Source organism: Streptomyces liliifuscus, from assembly GCF_016598615.1.
GTDB classification, from domain to species: Bacteria; Actinomycetota; Actinomycetes; order Streptomycetales; family Streptomycetaceae; genus Streptomyces; species Streptomyces liliifuscus.
Map to the genome: position 1 here is coordinate 1,508,791 of NZ_CP066831.1, position 24,842 is coordinate 1,533,632.

The window sequence follows — 24,842 nt, forward strand, 5'->3', positions numbered from 1 at the left end:
AGTTCATGGTCAGTCATACGAACACGGCTCGTGAACAATCGTGCGGACAATGAAGCGGACGACGAAGCAGATATGCCGCCCCGGACCGGGGCAGCACGGCGACCCTACGTCCGCAACACCCCCTTGCACAGGGCATGTTGAGTAAACACAAAGACCAAAAGTCAACCGTTGCAGCTGAAATTCACTGAGTCGAGTGAACTAGATCTTGTGGACGGCGTGGCATGGATGGTTCCGCCGCGGGCGGGGTAGCTACCGAGATCGAATACGCCCTCCCCTGCAGAGGCGGAGCCGACATGTCGCCGGAATCCCATGACCAGGCCCCCGGGCCGCCCGAGTGCGGCACCGCGGAGTCCGAAGTCCCCACGGCGAGTCCGTACGCCCGCAGCTATCCGAGCGGCGGATTCACCGTCGTCGAGGTGCTGGGCGAGATCGACATGGCGACGGCCGGCGCCCTGGCGGAGCATCTGGACGCGGTGACCGCGGGCCGGGCGCCCCAGGTCCTGGTCGACCTCCGCCGGGTCACGTTCTTCGACTGCTCGGGGCTGCGTGTGCTGTGCCGGGCCGACCGCCGGGCGAAGGAGCGGGGCGGCTCCCTCCGTCTCGTCTCCGACCAGCCCCGCATCCACCGGCTGTTGCGCGCTTCCGGGCTCCTCAGCCGCTTCCCGCCCCTGCCGGCACTTCCTCCTCCGTCCCGTCCGGGAAGCGCACCACCACCGCTCCCGCCGCGGTGACACGTGTACCGGCCCGCGCCCGCAGCGTCTCGGGGTCGCAGGGCCGCACCGGATCGGCGCTCAGTACGACGAGCGTGACCAGGAGACGCGGGCGGCCCGGATGGCCGGACAGCCGGAGACACGGCGTGGCGGAGTACTCGCCGTAGGCGTTGGCGCCGCGGACCTGTTCGACGACGCCGTGCGGCAGGCCCTCGGCCCCGGGCTCCTCCCACCCGTGCAGCGCCACGACCGCGCTCGTGAGACCGTCCCCCTCGCGGCGCGCGAGCGCCCATCCGGGCCCGGCGGCCCCGGTCAACGGCCCGCTGTCGTCGGCCAGGGCCCATCCCCCTTCGCGTACGAGGGCTCCCGGCGGCCCTTCGACGCGGTGGATCCGTATCTCCCAGGGGCCGTGGACCACGCTGGTCGTCCCGATGCGGTGTCCCTCGTCGGAGCCCGGCAGGACCGCCCGGTGCCAGGACGCCGCACGGCGGCCCGCCGCGCCGAGGGGATGGATCCGGCCACGCCTGGAAGCCGCCGTCCCGTCCGCCGTGAGCAGGGCGATGTGGTTGTCGGGGCCGGTCGCGGGACCGTCCGCAGGGGTGTCGGGTGCCGTGGTGTCGGGTGCCGTGGCGCTGGAGTACGCGAACTTCGCGTAGTGCGGGCTGTCCTCGGCCTCGGCGGGCGGTGGTGGCAGCCGGTCGCTGCCGTGGTTGACGAGTCGTACGATCCCGTCGGCGGCGGTCGAGTGGAGCAGCCAGCCGGGGGCGGGCAGCGCCAGATACGCGTCCGCCGTGTCCACCGGTCCCGGTTCCTCGGGAGCCGTCCAGACGGGATGGCCGGCGGGGAGCAGCAGGCCGAGGAACGCCTTGCTCGCCCAGTACGGCGAGGCGGGACCCGAGTACCGCTGGGTGACGGGGAGGAAGGGCCGGTACCAGCCCAGGCTCAGCAGTCCCCGTTCGTCGGGCACCCCGCGCTCGGTGAAGTGCCTGAGGGCGCCCGACGCCAGCCGGCGGGTGCGTCCTGGCGACAGCGGGGTCGCGTCGGCGAGCGCTCCGGCCCACAGCGGGGCTGTCGTCGCGTAGCGGTAGGTGAGGGAGCGGCCCTGGTGGACGGGTGCGCCGTCCGAGCCGAAGAAGTACTGGTGTGTGCCGAGGAACGCGCGCAGGCGGGCCCGGTGGACCTCCGTGAGTGAGGGGTCGGCGCGAGGGCCGGCGATGCGGGCCCACAGGACCGGGTACAGGTGCAGGGCCCAGCCGTTGTAGTAGTCGAACTTGCGGCCGTCGCCGTCGGTGTACCAGCCGTCGCCCCGGTACCAGTCCTCCAGCCGCGCCAGGCCGCCGTCGATCTCGGCGCGGTTGTGCGGGGCGCCCACCGAGGCGAGGAACTCCTCCGTGACGACCTGGAAGAGCCGCCAGTTGGAGTCGTTGGCCCGGGCTCCGACGAATCCGCCGAGCCACGCGGCCACCCGCTGGCGTACCGCGTCGTCCAGTCGGTCCCAGATCCACGGTCTGGTCTCGTGCAGGGCGATCGCGATCGAGGCGGCCTCGACCATGGGCTGGGCCCTGTCGGCGATGGGCGGCCAGCGGTCGGCGCCCTCCGGGTCGGTACCGGCGGCGAGCCCGGCCGCGTACCGCTCGACCAGCCCCGGCGGGACGCGCCCGCCGGAGCCCGCGATGCGGCAGGCGGCGAGCAGGAACGAGCGGGCGTACCCCTCCAGACCGTCGGACCAGGATCCGGCGTGGCCGGGCCGACCCGGCAGCCGGTACTGGGCCAACTCCCTCGACGCGTAGGGGAGCAGGCCGTCCAGGAGCCGGTCGGCCATCGCCTCCCAGTGTGCGCGGGTCCAGCCGGTGACGGGTGACCGTACGGGGTCGGGGGGCGGCAGGAAGGACGAGTGCGTCGGGTCGGTGAGCGACACGTGCGGCGCGGTCATACGGGGGTGGGTCCTCCGTCAGTGGGGGCGGTCGGGCGCCGCGTCGCGCGGTGCCTGCGGGGGCGGCTGGACGCTGTCGCGTACGACGATGTGGGTGCCGAGCAGATGGTGGGCGCCCGCGGCGTGCTCGGGGTCGCGCAGGGCGATGCGTACGGCGGCCCGGCCGAGTTCCTCGGCGGGGGTGCGCACGGTGGTGAGCGGCGGGTTGAAGTCCTCGGCGAGCGGGATGTCGTTGTAGCCGACGACGGAGATGTCGTCGGGCACGCGCAGCCCGGCCTCGGCGATGGCCCGCAGGGCTCCGGCGGCGACCATGTCGTCCCCGGCGAAGACGGCCGTGAAGTCCGGTGTCTCCTTGAGAAGTTGGGTCATCGCCCGGTGGCCCGCCGCGCGGCCCAGGCCGCAGTCGACGACATGGGCGGCCTCGGGCGGCAGGCCGTGCTCGGCGAGCGCCGCGCGGTATCCGGCGACGCGCGCGTCGAGGGCGGTGTTGCCTGGCAGCCCGCCGAGGAACACGATCCCGCGGTGGCCCGCCGAGAGGAGATGGCCGGTGATGGCGTGGGCGCCGGCCTCGTTGTCGAACTCGACGACGAGCGCGGGGATGTCCGGGTCGGGCGCGGGCCGTCCGCACAGCACGAGGCGCGCACCGGCCGAGTCGAGGGCCTGCGCGTAGTGCGCGACACGCTCCCGGTAGGCGTCGTCCTCGACGACCCCGCCGACGAGGATGACCAGCCGGGCGCCCTCCTCGCGCATCAACTGCACGAATTCCAGCTCGCGTTGCGGGTCCCCGCCGGTGGTGCCGACCAGGCACAGCCAGCCGCGCGAGGCCGCCTCGGCCTCGACGCCCTCGGCGACCTGCGCGTAGAAGGGGCTGGTGACCTGCCGCAGGACGACGGCGACCATCTTGCGGCCGCCGCCGACCAGGGCGCGGGCGTGCGCGTTGGCCACGTAGTCGAGGTCGCGGGACGCGCGCAGCACACGGGCGCGGGTCGACGCGGGCACGGGGTGGTTGCCGCTGAGCACGCGCGAGACGGTGGCCATGGACACGCCCGCCCGCTCGGCGACCTCGCGAATGGTGACGCGTCGCTTCGCCGTCGGCTCCGCCTCTGCCATGTCGTTGCCCATCTCCCCGTGTCTCCCCTCACAACCGCCCGGCCTGCCACGTCAGTTGTTGGCGGCGTGGTCCTTGGCGAACTCCTCGGCCATTCTGTCGCCACCCCGCTGTCGCCAGGTCTTGACGGTGGCGTCCCATTCGGACAGCGGAGTGCGTCCCGCGATGATCCCGGTGGCGGTGTCCTTGAGGAGCGTTTCGAGGGTGGTCCCCTGGGCCGTGTACGTCCGGGACTGCAGCCCGTACGAGGCATTGCGGACCGCGTGCGGAACGGTCTTCACCTGCCAGGCGTGCAGGGCCTTCACCGCGTCGGGCATTCCGGGCACGAACAGCGCCTGGGGTCCTTCGGCGAGGTACTTCAGCGGCAGGTTGGTGTTGTTCTCGACCTGGCCGAGTGCGTTGGGCTCGGGCGAGCCGTCCTCGGCCCGGGTGAAATGGGTGCCCTCCACTCCGTAGTGGACGAGTTCCCACTCCTTGCTGCCGAACGGAGCCGCGAGATAGTCGAGGATGCGCAGCAACAACTGCACGCGCTCCTTCTTGGCCTTCTTGACGACGGTGTAGCCGAACGAGCGCCGCGCTCCGACGATCCCGCCGGGCGTACCGCCCACGCTGTACGGAAGAGCGGGCGCGGGGGTGTACTTGCGGCCCTTCTCCAGGAACTTGGGGAGATAGCCGCCGAATCCGTCCTGCAGGGAGCCGACCGTCCCGTTGTAGTAGAGCGCGATCATGTCGATCTGGGAGATGGAGGTCGCGTCGGGGTGGTAGGAGCCCGCCTTGCGCAGTCCGAGCTGGAAGTCGAGCATCTGCTTGTACCGTTCGTCGGCCACGACCGGCAGGAACGTGCCGTCGTCCTTCACCGACCAGCCCCGGGCGTGCACACCGTGCGCCGCCGAGTGGAACCCGTCCCCGAACACGGATCCGACCGCGGCCCCCAGGGCGTACTTCTTCGAGCCCGTCCCCTTCTTGGCGACCGCCGCGAAGTCCTGGTCGGTCCACCCCTCCTTCATCCCGGCGTCCTCGAAGTACTCCTCGTTGAGCCAGAGGGTGGATCCGGGCAGCGGCCGCTCCAGGGGAATGCCGTAGATACGGCCACCGATCCGGCCCATGTCTCGCCAGGCGTGCGTCGGGATGTTCGCGAGGTTGGGATAGTCCTCGACGGCGTCCCCGGAGAGGAACGGCGTGAGGTCCTCGGCACGCCGCTGCACGAACTGGGCCTCGCGGGGCAGCGCGAACCCGGAGAAGACGTTGATGATGTCCGGCAGTTCACCCGGATCGCCCGCCATCACGGTGGCCATCTTCTTCTGGTAGTCGGTCTGCGAGATGACCGTGTACTCGATCTTCACACCGAGTGCCTTCTCCACGGCCTGCCAGAACTTGTTGGACGAGGCCGACTTCGGCGGCGTACCGAACGACACCGACATCACCTTGACGGTGGAGCCGTCCCCCGGAGTGCGGGACACCGACCGCGCCAGATCGGCCGGGTAGGAGGTGTAACCGGGCTGAACCCCCTCCGCGGTGGGCGCGAGGTCCGGCTTCGGCCCCGCGAAGGCCTTGTACGCGGGCCAGGGAGCGAGCTTCTTGCCCGCGTTGGACACCCCGTCACCACCCGACTCCGTGGAACAGGCAGTCAGACCGACCGGAGCAGCCAGCGCAACAGCACCCACGGCAGCGGTACGCATCAGGGCACGACGGGACAGCGGTGTACTGGACATACGTGTTCTCTCCCAGCTCTGGATGAAGGGGTTCGCCCCTGTCAAGGGGCGCGGGGAACTGCGCGACCAGCCCCCACGGGCCGGCAGCCGAGATACGGCATCCGGAGCGCCGCACAAGCAAGGCGCTCAACTCTTGATGGCCCCGGTGAGCACACCCTTGGTGAAGTACTTCTGCAGGAACGGATAGACCAGAAGAATCGGCACCGTGGCGATCACCAGCACAGCCATCTGCACGGTCTGCGGAGCATTGACGGTGCCCTCACTGGTCGCGGCGTCCGTGAGCCCCGACCCGGCAACCACATACGTGCGCAGCACCTGCTGAAGCGGCCAGTGGTCGCTCTCCAGATACAGCGAGGCGTAGAACCAGGAGTTCCAGTACGCCACCGCGTAGAAGAGACCGACGACGGCGAGCGCGGCCTTGGACAGCGGCAGCACGACGGACCACAGCACCCGCCAGTCCCCCGCCCCGTCCAGCCGCGCGGCCTCGTACAACTCGTCGGGTATCGACTGGAAGAAGCCGCGCAGCACCACGAGGTTGAACACGTTGATCAGTACGGGGAAGATCAGCGACCCGTACGAGTCCAGCAGGCCCAGCTCCTTGACCAGCAGGAAGCTGGGGATCATGCCGGGCGGGAAGAGGAACGTGAACAGGACCAGGAGCAGCACGGGCCGGCCGCCGAAGACACCGGGGCGCGACAGGGCGTAGGCGAGCGTGACCGTGCAGAAGAGGCTGAGCAGGGTGCCGACGGCGGTCACGCCCGCGCTGACGCCGAGGGCGTGGGTGACGATGCCGCCGTCGAGGATGTCGCGGTACGCCTGGACGGTCGGCTCGGTGGGCCACAGCACCCAGCCGCCGTTGTCGACGACCTCCTCGGGCGAGGCGAGCGAGGTCGAGAGGATCACCAGGAACGGCACACAGACCAGGAGGACGACGGCCACGAGCGCGACGGCCTTCGCCGCCTGGGTCAGGGGCCTGGGCTTCTCCATCCAGGCCGGACGGGCATGGGCGCTCACTTGTAGACCCCCTGTTCGCCGAGGCGATGGGCGACCTTGTTGGCCGCGTACACGAGCAGGGCGCCGATCACGCCCTTGAACAGGCCCGCGGCGGCCGCGAATCCGTAGTCGCCGCCGACCATGCCCTGGTAGTAGACGAAGGTGTCGATGATCTCGGCGGTCTCGGGGCCGACCGCGTCGCGCTGGAGCAGCATCTGCTCGAACCCGACGGAGAGGATGTCGCCGAGCCGCATGATGAGCAGCAGCACGATCACCGGCCGGATGGCGGGCAGGGTGACGTGCCAGAAGCGCCGCCAGGGTCCGGCACCGTCGATGGCGGCGGCCTCGTACTGCTGCTCGTCGACCTGGGAGAGCGCGGCGAGGAAGATGATCGTGCCCCAGCCGGCGTCCTTCCAGATCACCTGGGCGACGGTGAGCGGTCTGAAGGCGTCCGGGTTGCCGATGATGTCGACGGTGCTCAGGCCGGCGTCGCCGAGGTAGCTGTTCACCAGCCCCGTGTCGCCGAGGACCTGCTGGAACAGGGCGACCACGATCACCCATGAGATGAAGTGCGGCAGATACGCCACCGACTGCACGAAGCGGCGGACGGTGGTCCAGGTCAGGGTGTGCAGGAGCAGGGCGAGGGCGAGCGGTACGGGGAAGTAGAAGACGATCTGGAGGACCGCGATCCAGAGGGTGTTGAGGACCGCGTCCCAGAACTCGGCGTCCTGGAACATCCGTTGGAAGTTGCCGAGGCCCACCCATGGACTGCCCCAGATGCCGTCGAAGGGCACGTAGTCCTTGAACGCGATGACGTTGCCGGCCAGGGCGCCGTAGTGGAACAGCAGGAAGTAGCCGAGCCCGGGGAGCATCAGCAGGAACAGCGCCCGGTTTCTCCGACTCCCGCTCCCGCGGCTCTGGAAACCTTTTCTCTTCCTGAACGCACCGGTCGGACGGCGGCTGGATGGGGTCACCGCCTCCGTACCTGCACGCTCCCGCACCACCGCGGCCACGGAACCTCCTCGCCTCTGGCTGTTGGGTGAGGGGAAATTAAAACGTTTCCAGAACGAGGTCAACACTTCTGACACAGAGCGGTGGTTGGCCTCGGTGCGGGAGGTCTGCCGACCTGCGGGGATCGCTTAAAACGTTTTCGCGAGTCCCTGGAGGTACGCGTGGAGAGCCGCCGAGCCCTCCAGTCGGCTCCGGCTCCGCAGATGCAACTCGCGCTCCCTGCCCGCCAGTTCGGCCCGCACGCGCTCGGGACTGCCGGTGGTGCGCAGTTCGGCCAGGACCGACTCGATGGTGGAGAAGGGGTGGTGACCGCGCCTCAGCAGCGCCACGATCTGGGCCAGTCGCGCTTCCGAAGCGGAGTAGCGACGGTATCCGGTGGCCTTCTCCCGTGTCGGCCGCAGCAGGCCGCGTGTCTCCCACAGGCGCAGTACGGGTGTCTGCACTCCGATGGCGTCGGCCACCTCACCGATGCGCATCCCGCCACGGTCCCGGTCCGGCGGCTCGGTCTCGTGGGTGATCAGCGTGTCCAGAGCCCTGATGGCCTCGGCGAGTTCGGTGCGCTCGCGGTGGAGCTCGGCGTGGCTCTCGTCGAGTACGGCGAGCGCGGTCTCCAGGTCGCCGCCGTGCACGGCACGCATGATCGCGCCGGTCGTCGGCCAGCCGTGTCCGACTGCCAGCGCGCGGCCGGTCCTGAGCGCTTCGGCATGTGCGGTCGTGAACAACCGGTAGCCGCTGCCCGTGCGCTCGACGGGCGGCAGGATGCCCGTCTCCACGTAGTTGCGGACCTGCTGGGTCGAGATGCCCGCCTCGCGCGCGAGGTCGACGGCCCGCAGCCGGTCGCCCACCCTGTCTCCTCAGCCTGTCGCTTCACCATGATTTGAGGGTTACAGAGTAGGCCGGAGGCTTGAGCGGGCACGAACTCGGATCAAGTCTCAAGAAGCACTTCAATGAAACGATTGAAGGAGAGCGCACCGGAACAAGACCGGGAAGACCGGACCAGGAAGAGGAGAGCCCTGCCATGAAGTTCGTTCTCGAAGTCGACATGGGCGACACGGCCTGGGAGGGGAACGCCGCGCGGGAGCTGGGGCGGATCCTGCGCTACTGGGGAGGCAATCTCCAGCACTACGAGCTGAAGCCGGGCGACGGGGCGGCTGTCTCCGACTCCGAGTACCGCGAGGTCGGTTCCTGGAGCATCACCGCTTCGGCATGACGCCGGGGCCGGCGGAGACGGCCCCACTCCGTCTCCGCCGGCCCCTGTTGCGAGATCGCACGGCACTCCGCGAGGGGACCCGCACTCCCCATCCGCATCCGCGGGCCTCCGTCGACGCACATCGGCGAACCGCGCGACCCCGGTCCCTTTAGAACGTGAAGACGGCCGCCCCGTGGGCGTTCTTCACGCACTCGTTGGAGAAGGTGCGTTCATAGGACACCCGCTTGCCCTGCCACACGCCGTCGACCGTGACGACGACGGGATCGTATTCGCGGGTGCACATGGCTTCGGTTCTTCCTGGCAGGGCGTTGAAGTCCCCTCCGGACGCCCGGAGTTCGGCGCAGGCCGACGCCGCGGCCGGGTGGGTCCCCGAGGCGGTCGGCGCACAGGTCAGGGTGACCGCGCGTTCGGGGGCGGCGTCGGCCTTGATCTCGCCGTGGCCCATCGTGAGCACCAGGGAGGAGGGGGCGTAGAGGGAGTTCGGCGAGGGGGTGGCGGCGAGCGCGGTCCCGGTGAGGGGTCCGCATACGGCGGTGGCCGTCAGCGTGATCGTCGCTGCCCAGCGCGCGGTGTTCGGCATTGTGTGCATCCTTCCGCTCGGTTGGTTGCCGCCGGCTCGGTCGAGTGCCGGTGCGGCGAGCGCGAGTCTGCCGAGTCCGCGACGGAAACACACGTCGACCCCACGCGTTTCAGTAACCTTGCGTATTGAATCAGTGGCGCGAAGTTACGGAATTCGAACACGCCGACCCCGGAGTTGAGCGGACCCTGCGTCACCGAGTGGACACGCTGGCCGGATATGTACTGCTCAGCAATAGGCCTGAAACATTCCGCTTCCAGCTGAGTCCCGACCCCTTGCGTCTGCGCGGCAGGCGAGTAATCGTCATTACATGATTACAGCCGAACAGCACGAGAAATTGCGCGGCTGGTTCGCCGGCCGTCTGCCCGACGACCTCTTCGAGAGCCTCGGCGAGGTCACGGTCGACCGTGAGGAGATCACCGTCGTCGGCCGCATCCCCGAACCCCGGCTCGCCGAGAGTGCCTCGGACGCCGAACGGGAGGCGGCGGTCGCCTCCCGGATCCAGGAGTTCCGCGAGCGCACCCGTGACGCCCGGGTCGCCGTGGCCCGCGAGGCCGAGCACCGTTTCGGCAAGAAGGTCTCGTGGGGTGTGGAGTGCGGCGGCGAGCGAGCCCTGTTCACGCATGTCGCGGCCCCCGTGATGACCCGCCTGCGGCAGCCCCAGCGGCAGGTCCTCGACACCCTGATCGCCGCCGGGGTCGCCCGCAGCCGCAGCGACGCGCTCGCCTGGTGCGTCCGCCTCGTGGAGCGCCACTCGGACGACTGGCTCACGGAGTTGCGGGACTCCCTGGAACACGTCCAGCGGGTCCGCGCGCAGGGGCCCGACGCCCCGGGACCCATTGCCGACGACGCGGGCCCCGAGGACACTCCGACCGACGGCTGACACCCGAGCCGATCCGGGAAACGACGTCAACGGGAGGACTTCATGCGCAATGTGGTCAACAGCATCCGGGCACGGCTGACCGTGCTCGCGCTGCTCGTCTGCGGACTCGCGGCCCTCGCGCCCGTGAGCCACGGCGGATGACAACGCTCACCTGAAGGACAGGGCCGACCGCGAGACCGTGCGGTTCGTCCACCGGCAACCGACAGGAGCCGATGACACATTCGCCCATCGGCAGCAGCAAAGATGGATGGTTCGTCCACTGGTGTGGTGCTCGGCCCAGCCCTTAGCTTCGGCAGATCACCGCACCAAGGGACGGCTTCCCCGCGCTCCGCGCACCCCAGCGACAGCGACACGCCGTCCGGCCAACCGCGTCACCGCGCGCTCCCCGCCCTGCCGCCCCTCGGGGTGCCGGTCCTTCGCTGGAGCCCCTCCTTGTCCCAGAACTCCCCCGCCACGCAGCCGCCGTCGCTCACCGAGGTCGAGCCCTACGGCGTCGAGCGGATCCCCGACGCGGACCGCTCCGCGAGCCCGCTCGACCTCTTCCGGCTCGCCTTCGGCGGGGCCAACACCTTCTCCACGTGCGTACTCGGCGCCTTCCCGATCCTCTTCGGCCTCTCCTTCTGGCAGGGGCTCGCGGCCACGCTCCTCGGAGTGCTCGCGGGTGCGCTGATCCTGTGTCCGATGGCGGTCTTCGGGCCGGTCAACGGCACGAACAACGCCGTCTCCTCCTCCGCCCACCTGGGTGTGCACGGCCGGGTCGTCGGTTCGTTCCTTTCCCTGCTCACCGCGGTCGCGTTCTTCTCCATCTCGGTGTGGAGCTCGGGCGACGCCCTGGTCGGCGGTGCGCACCGGCTCTTCGGCCTGAGCCGCAGCGACCTGTCGTACGTCGTCGCGTACGCGCTGTTCGCCGTTCTGGTGCTCGCGGTGTGCGTGTACGGGTTCCGTTTCATGCTGTTCGTCAACAAGGTCGCGGTGACCTCGGCGACCCTGCTGTTCCTGCTCGGCGCGGTGGCGTTCGCCGGGGACTTCGACGCCTCGTACGCGGGGATCTTCACGGCGTCGGCCGACGCGGCGACACAGGATCTGTTCTGGCCGTCGTTCATCGGCTCCGCGCTGATCGTGCTGTCGAACCCGGTGTCCTTCGGGGCCTTCCTCGGCGACTGGTCGCGCTACATCCCGGCGAGCACTCCGCGCCGCAGGGTGATCGGCGCCGCGTTCCTGTCGCAGATCGCGACCCTGCTGCCGTTCGTTTTCGGCCTCGGAACCGCGAGCATCATCGCGGCGAAGGCACCGGAATACGTCGACCCCGCGGCCCCGAACTTCGTGGGCGGGCTGCTGGCCATCTCGCCGAGCTGGTTCTTCCTGCCGGTGTGTCTGCTCGCGCTGATCGGCGGCATGGCGACGGGCACGACCGCGCTGTACGGGACCGGGCTCGACTTCTCCTCCGTGTTCCCCCGGCTGTCCCGGGTGCAGGCGACGGTGCTGGTGGGCGTGCTGTCCATCGCGTTCATCTTCGTCGGGCGCTTCGGCTTCGACCTCGTACAGAGCATCTCGACGTTCGCCACGATGATCATCACGTGTACGACGCCGTGGATGGTCGTGATGATGCTGGGCTTCTTCACCCGGCGCGGCTGGTACGACCCCGACGCGCTCCAGGTCTTCAACCGGCGCCAGCGGGGCGGCCGTTACTGGTTCGCGCACGGCTGGAACTGGCGCGGGATGACCGCCTGGTGGGTCTCCGCCGTCATCGGCGTCCTCTTCACGAACATCCCCGGCCAGTTCGTGGGCCCGCTCGGTGACCTGGCCGGCGGGGTCGACATCGGCCTGCCGATCTCCCTGGCGGTCTCCGCCGTGCTGTTCCTGTCGCTGCTGTGGTTCTTCCCCGAACCGCGGGCGGCGTACGGACCGGAGGGCGCCCGCCTGGTGCGTACCGTCGATGTACCGGTACCACCGATCACCGGACCGGGCAGCGGGGCCACCGAGAAGCGACCGGTACTGGCCACCGAGGGCCCGTGACGACTTCTGACGGCTTCTGAGCACTTCGGAGGGCGAAAACCGGACAGCCGGCTCGGCGCGGGGCCGTCCGGGTGCGGTGCCTTCGTAGACTGCCGCGCCATGGAAGAGATCTACGAGCTGGGCGCGATCACGTGTCCGTCCGGTGAGTTGGTGGTCCTCGACGGTGGCCACCTGGGCATGTGGAGCGGGGAGCAGTCACCGGCGGAGGTGGACCCGGGTGCGTTCGGCGTCCAGGATCCGGAGGTAGCCGCCGATGTGAGCGCAGCGACCGACTTCACGATCACCGGCCCCGACGCCGACACCGCGGCCCACTCCTTCGACCGGCAGCCCGGCCGCATGCTCCACGACATCCCGGCGTCCGGAGTCGCGCGGATGCGTGAACTCTTCGACGCTCACTGCCGGGAGCACGGCTTCGACGCCCGGCTGGAGGCCTGCGAGCGGGTGCCGCACCGGGAGCGGGTCCGGCGGTGCGCGGCGCGGGGCGGCGGCTGCTTCCTGATGCACGGGGTGCCGGTCGTGGCGCTCGGCGGTCTGCCCCGCGACCGGGCCCTTCCGGTGCTGGCGTCCGACGCCGGCATCGTGATCCCGGTGGACGCGGCCCCCGCCGCCAAGCGCGTGGAACTCGGTGACATCCGGGTCGACTGGGCCCGACTGCTATTCGGGGACGCCGACGCGCTGAACGCCTGGCAGCACGACGAGCCCGTGGACGGGCTGGCCGATGTCGCGTTCTGGGGCGCCGCCGAGGAGGAGGCCGCAGCCGAGTTCGCGGCTCCCGCGCTCGGTGAGCCCGGCGAGGACGGCGTCAGGGGCTGGACCGGACTGACCTTGCCGGAGGCGATGCGCCGGGCCAGTGCTCTCTTCGACTGGAAGGACGCCGACCCGGGGCGGCGGCTGATGGTGGACTTCCGCCCGCACTCCCACCACTGGCAGGTCATGCGCGAGGTCCGGGCCTCCGCGGTCGAGTCCGGAACCGTCGAGGTCGGCGGCGCGCGTGTGCTCTGCACGATGACCGGCCAGGGCGACGGCTGGTTCCCCGTGTCGGCGGAGCTCGGCCCGGCCGGTGAACTGGTCGCCGTACGCGTGTCGTTCACGAACTGAGACCGGCTCGTTCACCCGCTGAACCCGGCAGGCCCGGCGATCTTCGCGTCGACGGTGGACGGATCTTGTCCCGCTCGTCAGGATCGTCGCAGGAACAGCGAGGTGTCCGGCGGGAACGGGGCACGGTCTCCAGCGCGAACGGCACGGTCTCGACGGCGGGACCAAGGGCGAGAGGCGGGACGTACGGATGACGAAGCACTGGGCGGACTTCCAGTACGAGATCTATCTGAACGGCATGACGGGCGCGGTGCCCCGGCTGCCCACCGATCTGACCCGGCTGGAGGAGCTGGCCGAGCAGCGGCTCGAACCCGGTCCGGTCGGCTATGTGGCGGGCAGCGCGGGCAACGGCAGTACGGCACGGGCGAACCGGGCCGCGCTCGAACGCCGCCGGATCGTGCCCCGCATGCTGCGCGATGTGCACGAACGTGATCTGTCCGTCGAGGTGCTGGGCCGCCCGCTGCCCGCTCCCCTCGCCCTCGCGCCGGTCGGCGTCCTGTCGATCATGCACCCGGAGGCCGAGTCGGCCGCCGCCCGGGCCGCCGCGGCGCAGGGTGTGCCGTACATCCTGTCGTCGGCGTCCAGCACCCCGATGGAGCAGGTCGCGGAGGCGATGGGTGACGCCGAGCGCTGGTTCCAGCTGTACTGGGCGAAGGACCGCGAGGTCACGAAGAGCTTCCTGAACCGGGCGAAGGCGGCCGGATTCACGACGCTGTTCGTCACACTGGACACGCCGTTGCTCGCCTGGCGGCCGCGCGACCTGGACCTGGCGTATCTGCCGTTCCTGCACGGGATCGGCACGGCCAACTACTTCTCCGACCCGGCGTTCCAGGCGGGTCTGGCCAAGCCGGTGGACGAGGATCCGAACGCGGCGGTCATGCACTTCGTCGGGATGTTCGCCGATCCCGCGAAGACCTGGCCCGATCTGGAGTTCCTGCGCGAGAACTGGGACGGCCCCATCGTCCTCAAGGGCATCCTGCACCCGGACGACGCCCGCCGGGCCGTCACCGCCGGGATGGACGGGGTGGTCGTCTCCAACCACGGCGGCCGCCAGGTGGCCGGCTCCGTCGGCGCCGCCGACGCGCTGCCCCGGGTGGTCGAGGCGGCCGGTGACCGGCTGACCGTCCTCTTCGACGGCGGGATCCGCACGGGCGACGACATCTTCAAGGCACTCGCACTGGGCGCCGAGGCGGTACTCGTCGGACGTCCGTACGCGTATGGGCTCGGCCTCGACGGCCAGGCGGGGGTGGAGCACGTCATCCGCTGTCTGCTCGCCGAACTCGACCTCACCCTCGCACTGTCCGGTCACGCGGGCCCGGCGACGCTGAGCGCCGACGACCTCGAAGAGGAGACCGCATGACCGGCGACTCCCCCACCTCTGTCCCCACCTCTGTCCCCGACTCTGCTCCCGCCGCTGGAAAGAACGTCCTGGCCGTCATCTCGCCGCACGTGGGCGGCCGTTCAGGTGGAGCCGGACTCGCCACGTTGTTCCCGAAGGAGGCCCGTGTCACCGTCGTCGAGTCGGCCGACGAGGACCCGGCCGCGCTGCGCGAGGCGCACGTCGTCATCACCGGGCTCGCCCCCGTCACCGCCCGGCACCTGGCCGCCGCACCGGAGTTGGAGCTGATCCAGTGCGCCAGCCACGGCTTCGACTACGTGGACCTCGAAGCGGCCCGCGCGCGGAACATCCCCGTGTGCACCATCGGCTCCAGCGGCGCCGAGAAGCAGAACGTCGCCGAGCAGACCTTCGCCCTGATGCTCGCCCTCGCCAAGCAGCTGATCCCCGCGCACACCGCGCTCGTCGACGCCGACTGGGCGCTGCCGCGGCTCCAGCGGTCCATCACCGAACTGTCCGGCAAGACCCTCGGGGTGATCGGACTCGGCCACATCGGCCAGGAGGTCGCCCGCCGCGCGGTCGCCTTCGACATGACCGTCCTGTACGCCGGACCGCGTTCCGTAGGACCGGAGACCGAGGCACGGCTCGGCGGCGCCCGCCACGTCGGCCTCGACGAGCTGCTGCGCGCGTCGGACTACGTCACGCTGCACGCGCCGCTCAACGACACGACCCGGCATCTCCTCGACGCCGACAGGCTCGCGCTGCTCAGGCCGACCGCGTTCGTCGTCAACACCGCGCGGGGCGCGCTGATCGACCAGGACGCCCTCGCGGACGCGCTGGAGTCGGGTGCCCTGGCCGGGGCGGGCATCGACGTCTTCGACCCCGAACCTCCCACACCGGCCCTGCGGCTGCTCAAGGCCCCGAACGTGGTGCTCTCGCCGCACGTCGCGGGCGTCACCCGCGAGACCCTCGTACGGATCGCGCTGGCCGCCGTCCAGAACGTCACCGGGTTCCTGGCGGGCGAACCACCCCGGGACGTCGTCTCCTAGCACCCGGTCGGAGCAGAACCCGATTGAGGCAGGACCTGGCTGAAGCAGGACCTGCTTGAGGCAGGGCCGGGACTCAGCAGGACCGGGTCAGAGACCGAGGTTCGAGACCGTCCGCGTCAGCAGAAGCGGCACCGGCGCGACGGGCCGCGGGGCGGAGTCGTCGACGGTGATGGCGCGGCGCTCCGCGTAGGGCCCGGACACGGTGGTGGTCGGCTCGGGCTCCGCGTCCTTCTCCGCGGCCGACGGCTCCACCTCGCAGGGGGACTCGGCACAGTCCGAGTCGGAGCCGGAGCCGGAGTCCGATTCGGCGGACGTCGGGTCGGCATCCGGCCTGCCGGACGACGGCCCGCCCGTTCCGGCGATCGACAGCGACTCGGGGCTGGCCGTCGTGGCGTCGGTCAGCCAGCGCTGTTCGTCCGACCTGTCGCGGATCTTCACCACGACCTCCGCGTCCGGGTCGTTGGAGGAGGGCGCGACAGCGAGCCCCTCCTGCCAGCGGGGCAGCAACTCGCCCTGGACGGTGAGGTCGTACCGCACGTCGTCGCCCCGCTTGGCGGACGCGGGGACGCAGCGGCCCAGGACGACCACGCCGGCGTCCACGTGGGAGTCCAGGCACAACTCGGGGTCGGCGACGCTGCGCAGGAGTCCGTCCTCCTCGTACGACCACTGCTGTGTCCTGGCCGCGGAGCACGTCTCCAGTTTGGTGCCCACGCCCGACTTGGCCCTGCCGTCCTTGATGTCGAGGCAGAGGTCCGCGGCGAGGTTGCGCAGCCGGGTCTGTCCGGGGGGCGTGGGCAGGCCCGCCGAGTTGGGCGGGGACGAGGACCTGGCGGGCGGGGTCTGTCCGCCGGCGCCCGGGACGATGCTGCTGGACGCGCCGGCGGAGGCCGAGGGATCCGCGTCGCCGTCGTCCGACGACCACAGGCTGGCTACGAGGACGGAGGCGAGCAGGGCCACCGAGACCAGGCCCGCTCCGGTGAGGAGCGCCTTCGAGTGCCGGGAGCCCGGCGAGGAGTGGCGCCCCTGCCGGGACGGCCTGGGCGAGAGCTGGGCCAGCAGACGGGGGCGGTCGCCGCCACCCGGGCGTCTGCCGCTGTTGCGGCCCGGACGGGCACCCGAGTGACCGCGGCTGGGCCGCGACTCGAGATAGCGGCGGGCGCCCCAGCCGAGCACCGACTCGGCGAGCAGTCCGCCCAACCCGCCCTCGAAATGACTGAGTTGCTCGGCCGCGTAACGGCAGAAGCGGCACTCCAGGAGATGCTGCTGCACATCGGGGAGCAGCGCGCCGCCGCGCCGAATCGGAACGTCCAGGAGACGGTTGTAGTGGCGGCAGTCTTTGTTCGGCGCGAGTTCACGGTGGGCCCGAACACAGCCCTCCCGGAATTTCTCCCGGGCCTGCTCCAGAGCCGCCGACGCGGTGTCGGTATCCATACCCAGCAGACCGGCCGGTACGGATATGGGCTCGGCCTCGACCTCGGTGTGCCAGAGCACGCACTGGGCGAGTCCCGGGAGTGACTGGAAAGAACGCTCGGCGAGCTTGCGATTTTCCGGCGTCATGGACTTCGTCGCGCGCATACCGCGACCCCCGGCGGGTTTCCGGAGATCCGGCAGCACGGCGGATATCCGGTCCTCCGCGGACCATGCCTTGATGATGTCCCGCACGGCCACCAGGAGCTGGGGACGCAGGGCGACGGCGGACCCGGCGCGCCGCAGGCGTTCCAGCACCTGTTGGAACGCGGCCGCGGTGACCATGGAGGCGACGTTCGCCGAGGAAGCGAGGCAGATGACCGCGTAGTCGTGGGTCGGCTGCCAGTGTCGTGCGAGCAGCAGCGCCACGGAGTGGGTCAGCTCGCCCTCCGGCTGCGCTCTGAGGAGGGCGGCGAGGCTCTCGTCGGATTCCCCTGGAGCGGCGCCGGAGCCCGGCGGATACGGAGGACGAGGCGGGTGGGGGGTGTGCACTGAGCGGTTTCCTTCCAAGGCACAAGGTGGCACACAGAAGATGTGACCGCCGAAAAGGAGCTCCTGGTTGGTGCATACCTTTTTGGCTTGACGCGCGGAAAACGGCCGGGATGTCGACCACTCGACGTCCGTCGGCCGCGAGCCTTTTGAGCCCGCCGGCACGATGAAATCCCGAGCAGCGAATCAGACCTGACCATTGGACATGTACGAGGAAGTTCACCCTTGCACAAAACTCTCACACCCAACAAGGCACTTGAGCTACTTCAGCAACATCCGCGCATTGAAGGAAAGTCAGTCGCACCTGGGGCAACTCGCCTCGACCGCACCGCATTTCGAAATGGCAATCGTTGCCATGCGCCCCGTGTGAAGCGCGCGCCCACGCCGGCGCCTCTCGCACGCTCCCCGCGCGCGACAGGGCGTAGTCCACTGGTAGCGGCCCTTCTCGAAGGCCCCGCACGGGACGGCGGCTCTCCCGCGCGAAACGGGCCGCCGACCCCGATCCTCCCGCCCTCGGTCGGCGGCCCCGAGGGCGGGTCGTCACGTCCGGGGTCCACGCCCCGGGTCCGTCGGGAACGCCGACGTCAGATCTGCCAGGACCGCAGACGGTCGGCCGCCGCGAAGACATCGACCTTGCCGGAGATCAGGTCGCGGGCGAGGTCCACGAGGGCGCCGTACGGCGGATCGATGCCGACGCCGCTCACGAACATGTACGAGACCGCCGTCGCGCAGGCGAAACGGGCGTTGGCGGTCGGCAGCGGCTTCAGCAGGGCCAGGGTGTGCAGCAGCGCGGCGGCGCGCCAGGCCGGGTCCGAGTCCACCCCGAGCCGGGGCGGGTCCACTCTGTGCCGGGCCACGGCGGCCACGAGCACCGAGAAGTCGTTGACGGTCGGCTGGTCGGGCAGCACCTCTTCATGGCGCTGGAGCAGCCAGGGCACGTCGATGTGGATGACGGGTGCCATGAGTCAGGCGGCCCGCCCCTCGCCCCTGGTGGGTGGTTCGTCGTCGGGGAAGGCCGCGGCGAACTCGTCCGCGTGCGCCGCGAAGAACCGGCGGAAGACGTCCGCGCCTTCCTGCAGCGCCCGGTGCCGCACGATGTCGGCCGCGGCCGCCTCACGAACCAGGGCCTTCATCGACGTACCGCGCTCCTTGGCGATCTGCCGCAGATCCTCGAGCTCGCGCTCGCTGAATTCCACGTTGAGAGCAGGCATGCCCTCACGGTACCGCGCGGGTACTTACTCGTAAATACATGCAGGTCAAGTGGCATACACATCGGTACCGAGCGAGCACGGCCCGAAACGCTCCGGCGCACACCCTCTGAGACCTGCGTCACATCCCACCCGTCGGCTGTCACATTCCGGGCCCCCGCGGCCCTCGCATGGGTGAGCGCGCTACGGGAGGCACACGCATGTCCGAAAGTCCGGCACCGGAGACCGACGAGGCACTGACCACGGCGACCCGGCTGTTCATCGACCACCGCGAGCTGTTGTTCGCGATCGTCTACAACATGCTCGGCGGCGTCGCGGACACCGAGGACGTACTGCAGGACACCTGGCTGTCCTGGTCCGGCAGCCGCGACCGGTCACCGCTCCGGGAGATCGACAACCCGCGCGCGTACCTCGTACGCATAGCGGTGAACCACGCGCTCGAACGGCGGGCCGTGATCAGCCGCCGACGCGAGACGTACGTCGGTCCCTGGCTGCCCGAGCCGCTCGTCGCCGAGTCCACCGGGCCGGCGTCCGCGGACGCCGCCGACCGTGTGCTGCGCGGGGAGTCGGTGTCGATGGCGATGCTCGTCGTCCTGGAGTCGCTGTCCCCGCTGGAGCGGGCGGTGTTCGTCCTCAACGAGGTGTTCGGCTACGCCCACACCGAGATCGCCGAGGTCATCGACCGCAGCCCGGCGGCCGTCCGCCAGCTCGCGCACCGCGCCCGCCGACATGTGCACGCCCGCCGTCCGTTGTACGAGGCACATCCGCGGGTGCGGAGAGAGGCGACCGAGCGGTTCGTCGAGGCCGCTCTCGGCGGGGACATCGCAGCCCTGATGGAGATCCTCGCGCCGGACGTGACGGTGTGGTCCGACGGCGGCGGCAAGCGTCGTCCGGCGGGGCTGCGGCCGATACACGGACGGGACAAGGCCATCCGGCTCCTCACCTCCTACGCCGGGCGGAGCGAACCCCAGGGGCTGGACATCCGCTACCGGCGCGTCAACGGCGACGACTCCGCGGTGCTGTTCGCGGGCGAGTCTCCGTACGCGGTCCTGGTCATGGACCTCACTCCCGAGGGAGACCGGGTGTCCGGCCTCTACATCGTCTCCAACCCCGACAAGCTCACGCACGTGCACCTGGGAGAGAAGGACGAGGAGGAGGGGACCGCATGACCACCACCGAACGGCAGGCGGCGAAGGAGTCCTCCGGTCAGCGCGTCGCCGACTGGTTCGACGGCCGCCTCGGCACCCACAGCCTCGGCAAGAAGTATCTGCGCAAGGTCTTCCCGGACCACTGGTCGTTCCTGCTCGGGGAGATCTGCCTCTACAGCTTCGTCATCCTGATCCTGACCGGCGTCTATCTGACGCTGTTCTTCCATCCGTCGATGAACGAGGTGACCTACCACGGCAGTTACGTCCCGCTGAACGGCGTGCGGATGTCGGAGGCGTACGCGTCCACGCTGGACATCAGCTTCGACGTGCGGGGCGGTCTGCTGATCCGGCAGATCCACCACTGGGCGGCGCTGATCTTCATCGCCGGGATGCTCATGCACATGATGCGGCACTTCTTCACGGGCTCGTTCCGCAAGCCCCGTGAGGTCAACTGGCTCTTCGGCTGGACGCTGTTGTTCCTCGGACTGTTCGAGGGCCTCTTCGGCTACTCGCTGCCGGACGACCTGCTGTCCGGCACCGGAATGCGGTTCGTGGACGGCGCGATCCTGTCCGTGCCGATCGTCGGAACGTATCTGTCGTTCTTCCTGTTCGGCGGCGAGTTCCCCGGACACGACATCATCGGACGCTTCTACTCGCTGCACATTCTGGTGATCCCCGGGATCATGGCGGCTCTGGTGGTCGCGCATCTGATCCTGGTCGTCTACCACAAGCACACCCAGTTCCCAGGACCCGGGAAGACCGAACGGAACGTCGTGGGCGCGCCGTTCATGCCCGTCTACATGGCCAAGGCCGGCGGCTTCTTCTTCCTGGTGTTCGGGGTGATCGCGTTCATCTCGGCGATCGCGTCGATCAACCCGGTCTGGTCGTACGGTCCCTACCGCGCCGACCAGGTGTCCACGGGGGCCCAGCCGGACTGGTATCTGGGCTTCGCGGAGGGCCTGGTGCGCATCATGCCCGGCTGGGAGATCAACGTGGCCGGGCACACGCTGGTCCTCGGCGTGCTGATCCCGATCGTCGTCTTCCCGCTCCTGCTCATCTTCATCGGCGCCTATCCGTTCCTGGAGTCCTGGATCACCGGTGACAAGCGCGAACACCATCTCCTGGACCGTCCGCGCAACCGGCCGATCCGTACGTCCATCGGCACGGCGTGGATCAGCATCTATCTGATCCTGCTCGCGGGCGGCGGCAACGACATCGTGGCCACCCGCTTCCATCTGTCGATCAACACGGTCACCTGGGCCGTCCGGATCGCGCTCTTCGTCGTCCCGGTGATCGTCTTCGTCGCGACCCGGCGCATCTGTCTGGCCCTCCAACTCCGGGACCGGGACCTGGTGCTGCACGGCCGCGAGACCGGCGTGATCAAACGGCTCCCGCACGGCGAGTACGTCGAACTGCACCGGCCCCTCTCCCCCGCCGAGCTGCACACCCTCACCCAGCACGAGCAGCCCCGGCCGCTCGAACTCGGCCCGGCCGAGGACACGAACGGCGTGCCGAGCCCGAACCGCCGGATGCCGATGCTGCGCCTGCGGGCCCGGCTCTCGCGCGCGCTGTACGGCGAGGGCACCCAGGTGGCGAAGCCGACGGCCGAGGAGTACCGGGCGGCCCACAGGTCGGACGAGCAACCGACCGAAGAACCTCAGGGCGTCGAGCAGCGGCCGGGCGACGAAGAGCGTTCGGGCGAACAGCAGCGGCCGGGCGAACAGCAGATGAGAGAACATCAGGTGAGTGGCCGTCAGGTCAGCGAGGCGGGATCTCCAGACGACTGATCCGCAGGGCGCCCCGCACCTCGCCCGGGTGGCGGCTCTTCATGGTGACCCGGAGCCGACTGCCGCGTTCCGCGTCGAAAGTGATCACCGTCGGCGCGTCGGACGCGGTGGCCCAGTCGACGTCGGCTCCCTTCACGGACCGATAGCGGTGCCCGTCCCGGACGGCGACCTCCACCGAAGCGGGCAGGGAGTGCGTGGCGTCGACCGTGAAGGAGACCTCGATCCGGTCGAAGGAGCGGGCACGGCCCCACTCGACGGACACCCAGTCCTCCTCGCGGGCGCCGTCGAAGGCGGGCAGCAGGGCCGTGGCCGCCTTGAGGAATCCGTTGGACCAGCCGGTGGCCGGGTCACCGTCGAGCATGGCGGCGGGCAAGGTGTCCGGACGACCGGAGTAACTGGCGTCCGCCAGCGGGTGGTCGGGTGCGCCCGGTCCTGGGTCGGGGGCGAAGTCGGCCGCCGGGGTGAGGACTTTCGGTCGGGCGGATGTGGCGCGTACGGTCACGGTGGCCGTCCGCAGTCCCTCCGAGCGTGCCCGAAGGGTGAGCCTTCCGTCCTCGGTGCCGGAGCGGACGATCGCAAGTGCCTTGCCGTGGAAGGCCGTTCGGGTGCTCGCCTGGTAGCGCTCGGCGCTCTCCTCCCGTCCGTTGTCGACACCGGCCAGCGATCCGCCGTCGACGTCGAAGGCGATGAGGTGGTCGGCGCCGGGGACCACCACGCCACGGGCGTCGACCACCTCGGCGGTCACGAAGCACAGTGAACGGCCGTCGGCGGGAAGGGACTTGCGGTCGGAGGAGAGGCGCAGCGCGTGCGGTCTCCCGGCGGTGCGCAGGACATCGGTGGCCACGGTCCTGCCGTCCCGCCTGGCCACCGCCTTCAGCTCGCCCGGCGCGAACGGCACCTTCCAGGTGAGGTGGAGCTTGCCCGCGCTGCCGTTCGGGCTGGTGTAACTCCCGGGCCAGGGACCGCCGGTGACGGTCTTGTCGTCACCCGTCGCCTCGGTGGTCTCCAGGTACGTACGCCCGTCGGTGGTCTTCTTCTCGTCGAACTTCCTTGTGCCGAGGGACTTTCCGTCGAGGAAGAGCTCGACCGTGTCGACGTTGGAGTACGCCCACACGTCGACCACCTCGCCCGGGCGGTGGTCGGTCCAGTTCATCGGGAGCAGATGGACCATGGGCTTCTCGGTCCACTGGCTCTTGAAGAGGTGGTACATGTCCTTCGGGAAGCCGGCCGTGTCGACCGCGCCGAAGAAGGACGCCTTGACCGGGAACACGTCGTACGGCGTCGGCTCGCCGAGGTAGTCGATCCCCGACCACAGGAACTCGCCCGTGAACCACTTCCGGTCCCGGTCCTTCTTCAGCCCGTACTCGCCGCTCATCGTCCAGGAGGCGAGGTTGTTGTCGTACGAGGAGGTCGCGCGCCGGCCGGGGGTGTGGTTCTCGCCCGTGTTGAGGCGCTCCGGCTCCTGGTACGCCCCGCGGGTGGAGGTCTCCGACGAGGACTCGGACTCGAAGAGGAAGAGGCGCGGGTAGCGGGTGTGCAGGGCGTCGACCGAGGCGGCGGTGTTGTAGTTGAGGCCGAGTCCGTCGATCTTGGCGAGGATCAGGTCGGCGGGCGATCCGACGGCGGGCAGGCTTCGGTGCCGGTGGGAGCCGATCACGATCGGGCGGGTGGTGTCGAGCGCCTTCACCCCGGCGATCAGCCGGTCCGCGATACCGAGGCCCTCCGTGGACGTGAACTCGGAGATCTCGTTGCCGATGGACCACATGACGACGGCGGGCGAGTTGCGGGCGGCCAGGACCATCTCGGCGATGTCGGCGTCGCTGTGCGCGTCGAAGAAGCGCCCGTAGTCGTACCGGTTCTTGCCGCGTCGCCAGCAGTCGAAGGCCTCCACCATCATCACGATGCCGAGCCGCTCACAGGCCGCGATCACCTCGGGCGCGGGCGGGTTGTGCGAGGTGCGCAGGGCGTTGACGCCCATGCTCTGCATGATCTTCAGCTGGCGTTCCACGGCGTCCGCGTTGACCGCCGCGCCGAGGGCGCCCAGGTCGTGGTGGAGGTTGACGCCCCGGAGTTTGAGGTAACGGCCGTTCAGCATCAGGCCGTTGTCGGCGTCGACGGTGAAGTGGCGGATGCCGAAGGGGGTTTCGTAGGTGTCGACGGTGCGGCCGTCGACATGGAGTTCGGTCTTCAGGATGTGGAGCGCGGGTGTGTCGATGTCCCACAACCGCGGATCCCGGACCGTGAGGTCGTGCGTGACGGTCGCGGGGTCCGCGCCGACCGTGACCGTGGACGTCCCGCGAGCCACCGTACGGCCGTCCGGGTCGACGACCGCCGATCTCACCTCCACGCGTCCCGCGTCGCCCGACGCGTTCACGACACTCGTCCGCGCCCGTACGAGAGCGCGGTCCTTCCCGATCTCCGGCGTCGTCACCTGGGTGCCCCAGCGCTGGACGTGCACCGGATCGGTGACAACGAGGCGGGCCTCGCGGTGGATCCCGCTGCCCGAGTACCAGCGGCTGCTGGGAAGCCGGTTCCGGACCTCTACCGCGATGACGTTCGCGGTGGTGCCGTCCGTGTGCAGCAGATCGGTGAGGTCGAGGGCGAACCCCGTGTAGCCGTAGGGGTGTTGGCCGACGAGCTGCCCGTTGCAGTAGATCGACGAGTCCATGTGGACGCCGTCGAACTCGACGGAGACCCGCTTGTCCGCGTACGTCTGAGGGAGGGTGAAGGCGATGCGGTACCAGCCGAGGCCGCCGGGGAAGAATCCGGTGCCGCTGGTCGTGCCGTGCTCCGTGGTGGGGCTGAGTTCGATGCTCCAGTCGTGCGGTACGGCGATCCGCCGCCACGCGGAGTCGTCGTAGTCGGGCTCCGCGGCCCGGGCGTACGCGCCGGTGGGGTCGGTGAGACCGGCCGGATCGACGAGCGCGAAGCGCCAGCCGTCGCGGAGCGGGACGGTCCGCCCTCCGGTGGCGGGCCGGGCGCGGAGAGCGGTGTCCTCGGCGGCCCATGCGTCGGCGGAGCCCGCGAGGACCGCGGGAGCCGCTGTGCCGGCGATCAGTACGGACCTGCGAGTCACCGTCACGGTGTTTTCCCTTTCGTAAGGGCTCACA

20 protein-coding genes are annotated in these 24,842 nt (G+C 70.1%); 9 read left to right on the forward strand and 11 right to left on the reverse strand.

The features are described 5' to 3' along the window. Window positions 1–293 precede the first annotated feature (293 nt). Window positions 294–731 carry an STAS domain-containing protein gene (locus JEQ17_RS06515; protein WP_200394308.1) on the forward strand — a complete coding sequence of 146 codons (438 nt, stop codon included), beginning with the start codon at window positions 294–296 and terminating at the stop codon, window positions 729–731. On the opposite strand, the gene JEQ17_RS06520 is transcribed toward JEQ17_RS06515, so the two are convergent. The 6 genes from JEQ17_RS06520 to JEQ17_RS06545 form a co-directional block, all read right to left on the reverse strand. Then, entirely contained in the window at window positions 652–2,643 is a 1,992-nt protein-coding gene (locus JEQ17_RS06520) for a DUF2264 domain-containing protein (RefSeq protein WP_200394309.1), read from the reverse strand. The genes JEQ17_RS06515 and JEQ17_RS06520 overlap by 80 nt on opposite strands. An 18-nt stretch (window positions 2,644–2,661) precedes the next feature. Continuing rightward, window positions 2,662–3,765 carry a LacI family DNA-binding transcriptional regulator gene (locus JEQ17_RS06525; protein ID WP_200394310.1) on the reverse strand — a complete coding sequence of 368 codons (1,104 nt, stop codon included), beginning with the start codon at window positions 3,763–3,765 and terminating at the stop codon, window positions 2,662–2,664. 39 nt (window positions 3,766–3,804) lie between these two features. After that, window positions 3,805–5,463, reverse strand: coding sequence for a type 2 periplasmic-binding domain-containing protein (locus JEQ17_RS06530; protein ID WP_200394311.1), 1,659 nt, complete (start codon window positions 5,461–5,463; stop codon window positions 3,805–3,807). Between the two features lie 126 nt (window positions 5,464–5,589). Then, window positions 5,590–6,477, reverse strand: coding sequence for a carbohydrate ABC transporter permease (locus JEQ17_RS06535; RefSeq protein WP_200394312.1), 888 nt, complete (start codon window positions 6,475–6,477; stop codon window positions 5,590–5,592). Beyond that, complete coding sequence (locus JEQ17_RS06540; protein WP_200401342.1) at window positions 6,474–7,328, reverse strand: ABC transporter permease; 855 nt, start codon at window positions 7,326–7,328, stop codon at window positions 6,474–6,476. The genes JEQ17_RS06535 and JEQ17_RS06540 overlap by 4 nt, the downstream gene beginning before the upstream one ends. A 267-nt stretch (window positions 7,329–7,595) precedes the next feature. Next, window positions 7,596–8,312: a MerR family transcriptional regulator gene (locus JEQ17_RS06545; protein ID WP_200394313.1), complete on the reverse strand. Its 717-nt coding sequence runs from the start codon at window positions 8,310–8,312 to the stop codon at window positions 7,596–7,598. A 173-nt stretch (window positions 8,313–8,485) separates the two neighbouring features. Here JEQ17_RS06545 and JEQ17_RS06550 point away from each other — a divergent pair, with 173 nt between their 5' ends. Next, entirely contained in the window at window positions 8,486–8,677 is a 192-nt protein-coding gene (locus JEQ17_RS06550) for a hypothetical protein (protein WP_200394314.1), read from the forward strand. Between the two features lie 148 nt (window positions 8,678–8,825). On the opposite strand, the gene JEQ17_RS06555 is transcribed toward JEQ17_RS06550, so the two are convergent. Beyond that, window positions 8,826–9,257, reverse strand: coding sequence for a protease inhibitor (locus JEQ17_RS06555; protein ID WP_200394315.1), 432 nt, complete (start codon window positions 9,255–9,257; stop codon window positions 8,826–8,828). Window positions 9,258–9,564: 307 nt separating this feature from the next. On the opposite strand from JEQ17_RS06555, the gene JEQ17_RS06560 reads away from it, so the two are divergent. The 5 genes from JEQ17_RS06560 to JEQ17_RS06580 all read left to right on the forward strand — a co-directional run bounded on the left by JEQ17_RS06560 (window position 9,565) and on the right by JEQ17_RS06580 (window position 15,633). Then, window positions 9,565–10,137 carry a hypothetical protein gene (locus tag JEQ17_RS06560; protein ID WP_200394316.1) on the forward strand — a complete coding sequence of 191 codons (573 nt, stop codon included), beginning with the start codon at window positions 9,565–9,567 and terminating at the stop codon, window positions 10,135–10,137. Between the two features lie 432 nt (window positions 10,138–10,569). Further along, window positions 10,570–12,153, forward strand: coding sequence for a purine-cytosine permease family protein (locus JEQ17_RS06565; RefSeq protein WP_200394317.1), 1,584 nt, complete (start codon window positions 10,570–10,572; stop codon window positions 12,151–12,153). 99 nt (window positions 12,154–12,252) lie between these two features. Next, entirely contained in the window at window positions 12,253–13,251 is a 999-nt protein-coding gene (locus JEQ17_RS06570) for a hypothetical protein (RefSeq protein WP_200394318.1), read from the forward strand. Window positions 13,252–13,438: 187 nt separating this feature from the next. Beyond that, window positions 13,439–14,608: a lactate 2-monooxygenase gene (locus JEQ17_RS06575; RefSeq protein ID WP_200394319.1), complete on the forward strand. Its 1,170-nt coding sequence runs from the start codon at window positions 13,439–13,441 to the stop codon at window positions 14,606–14,608. Continuing rightward, complete coding sequence (locus JEQ17_RS06580; RefSeq protein WP_200394320.1) at window positions 14,605–15,633, forward strand: 2-hydroxyacid dehydrogenase; 1,029 nt, start codon at window positions 14,605–14,607, stop codon at window positions 15,631–15,633. Before JEQ17_RS06575 ends, JEQ17_RS06580 begins: the two co-directional genes overlap by 4 nt. An 87-nt stretch (window positions 15,634–15,720) precedes the next feature. Here the strand turns inward: JEQ17_RS06580 and JEQ17_RS06585 are convergent, their stop codons facing one another. From JEQ17_RS06585 to JEQ17_RS06595, 3 genes are all read right to left on the reverse strand, one after another. Continuing rightward, the gene (locus JEQ17_RS06585; RefSeq protein WP_200394321.1) at window positions 15,721–17,592 is read right to left on the reverse strand and encodes an RICIN domain-containing protein; all 1,872 of its coding nucleotides are present in this window, start codon (window positions 17,590–17,592) and stop codon (window positions 15,721–15,723) included. 581 nt (window positions 17,593–18,173) lie between these two features. After that, window positions 18,174–18,551 (reverse strand): toxin Doc, encoded by a 378-nt coding sequence (locus JEQ17_RS06590; protein WP_200394322.1) that lies wholly within the window; start codon window positions 18,549–18,551, stop codon window positions 18,174–18,176. Window positions 18,552–18,554: 3 nt separating this feature from the next. Beyond that, window positions 18,555–18,800 (reverse strand): hypothetical protein, encoded by a 246-nt coding sequence (locus tag JEQ17_RS06595; protein WP_143634966.1) that lies wholly within the window; start codon window positions 18,798–18,800, stop codon window positions 18,555–18,557. 197 nt (window positions 18,801–18,997) lie between these two features. On the opposite strand from JEQ17_RS06595, the gene sigJ reads away from it, so the two are divergent. Both sigJ and qcrB read left to right on the forward strand, forming a co-directional pair. Further along, window positions 18,998–19,966: an RNA polymerase sigma factor SigJ gene (gene sigJ, locus JEQ17_RS06600; RefSeq protein WP_200394323.1), complete on the forward strand. Its 969-nt coding sequence runs from the start codon at window positions 18,998–19,000 to the stop codon at window positions 19,964–19,966. Then, on the forward strand, window positions 19,963–21,732 hold the full coding sequence (gene qcrB, locus JEQ17_RS06605) for a cytochrome bc1 complex cytochrome b subunit (RefSeq protein WP_200394324.1): 1,770 nt from the start codon (window positions 19,963–19,965) through the stop codon (window positions 21,730–21,732). Before sigJ ends, qcrB begins: the two co-directional genes overlap by 4 nt. Here the strand turns inward: qcrB and JEQ17_RS06610 are convergent. Continuing rightward, window positions 21,704–24,814: a glycoside hydrolase family 2 TIM barrel-domain containing protein gene (locus JEQ17_RS06610; protein ID WP_200394325.1), complete on the reverse strand. Its 3,111-nt coding sequence runs from the start codon at window positions 24,812–24,814 to the stop codon at window positions 21,704–21,706. The genes qcrB and JEQ17_RS06610 overlap by 29 nt on opposite strands. Window positions 24,815–24,842: the final 28 nt, after the last annotated feature.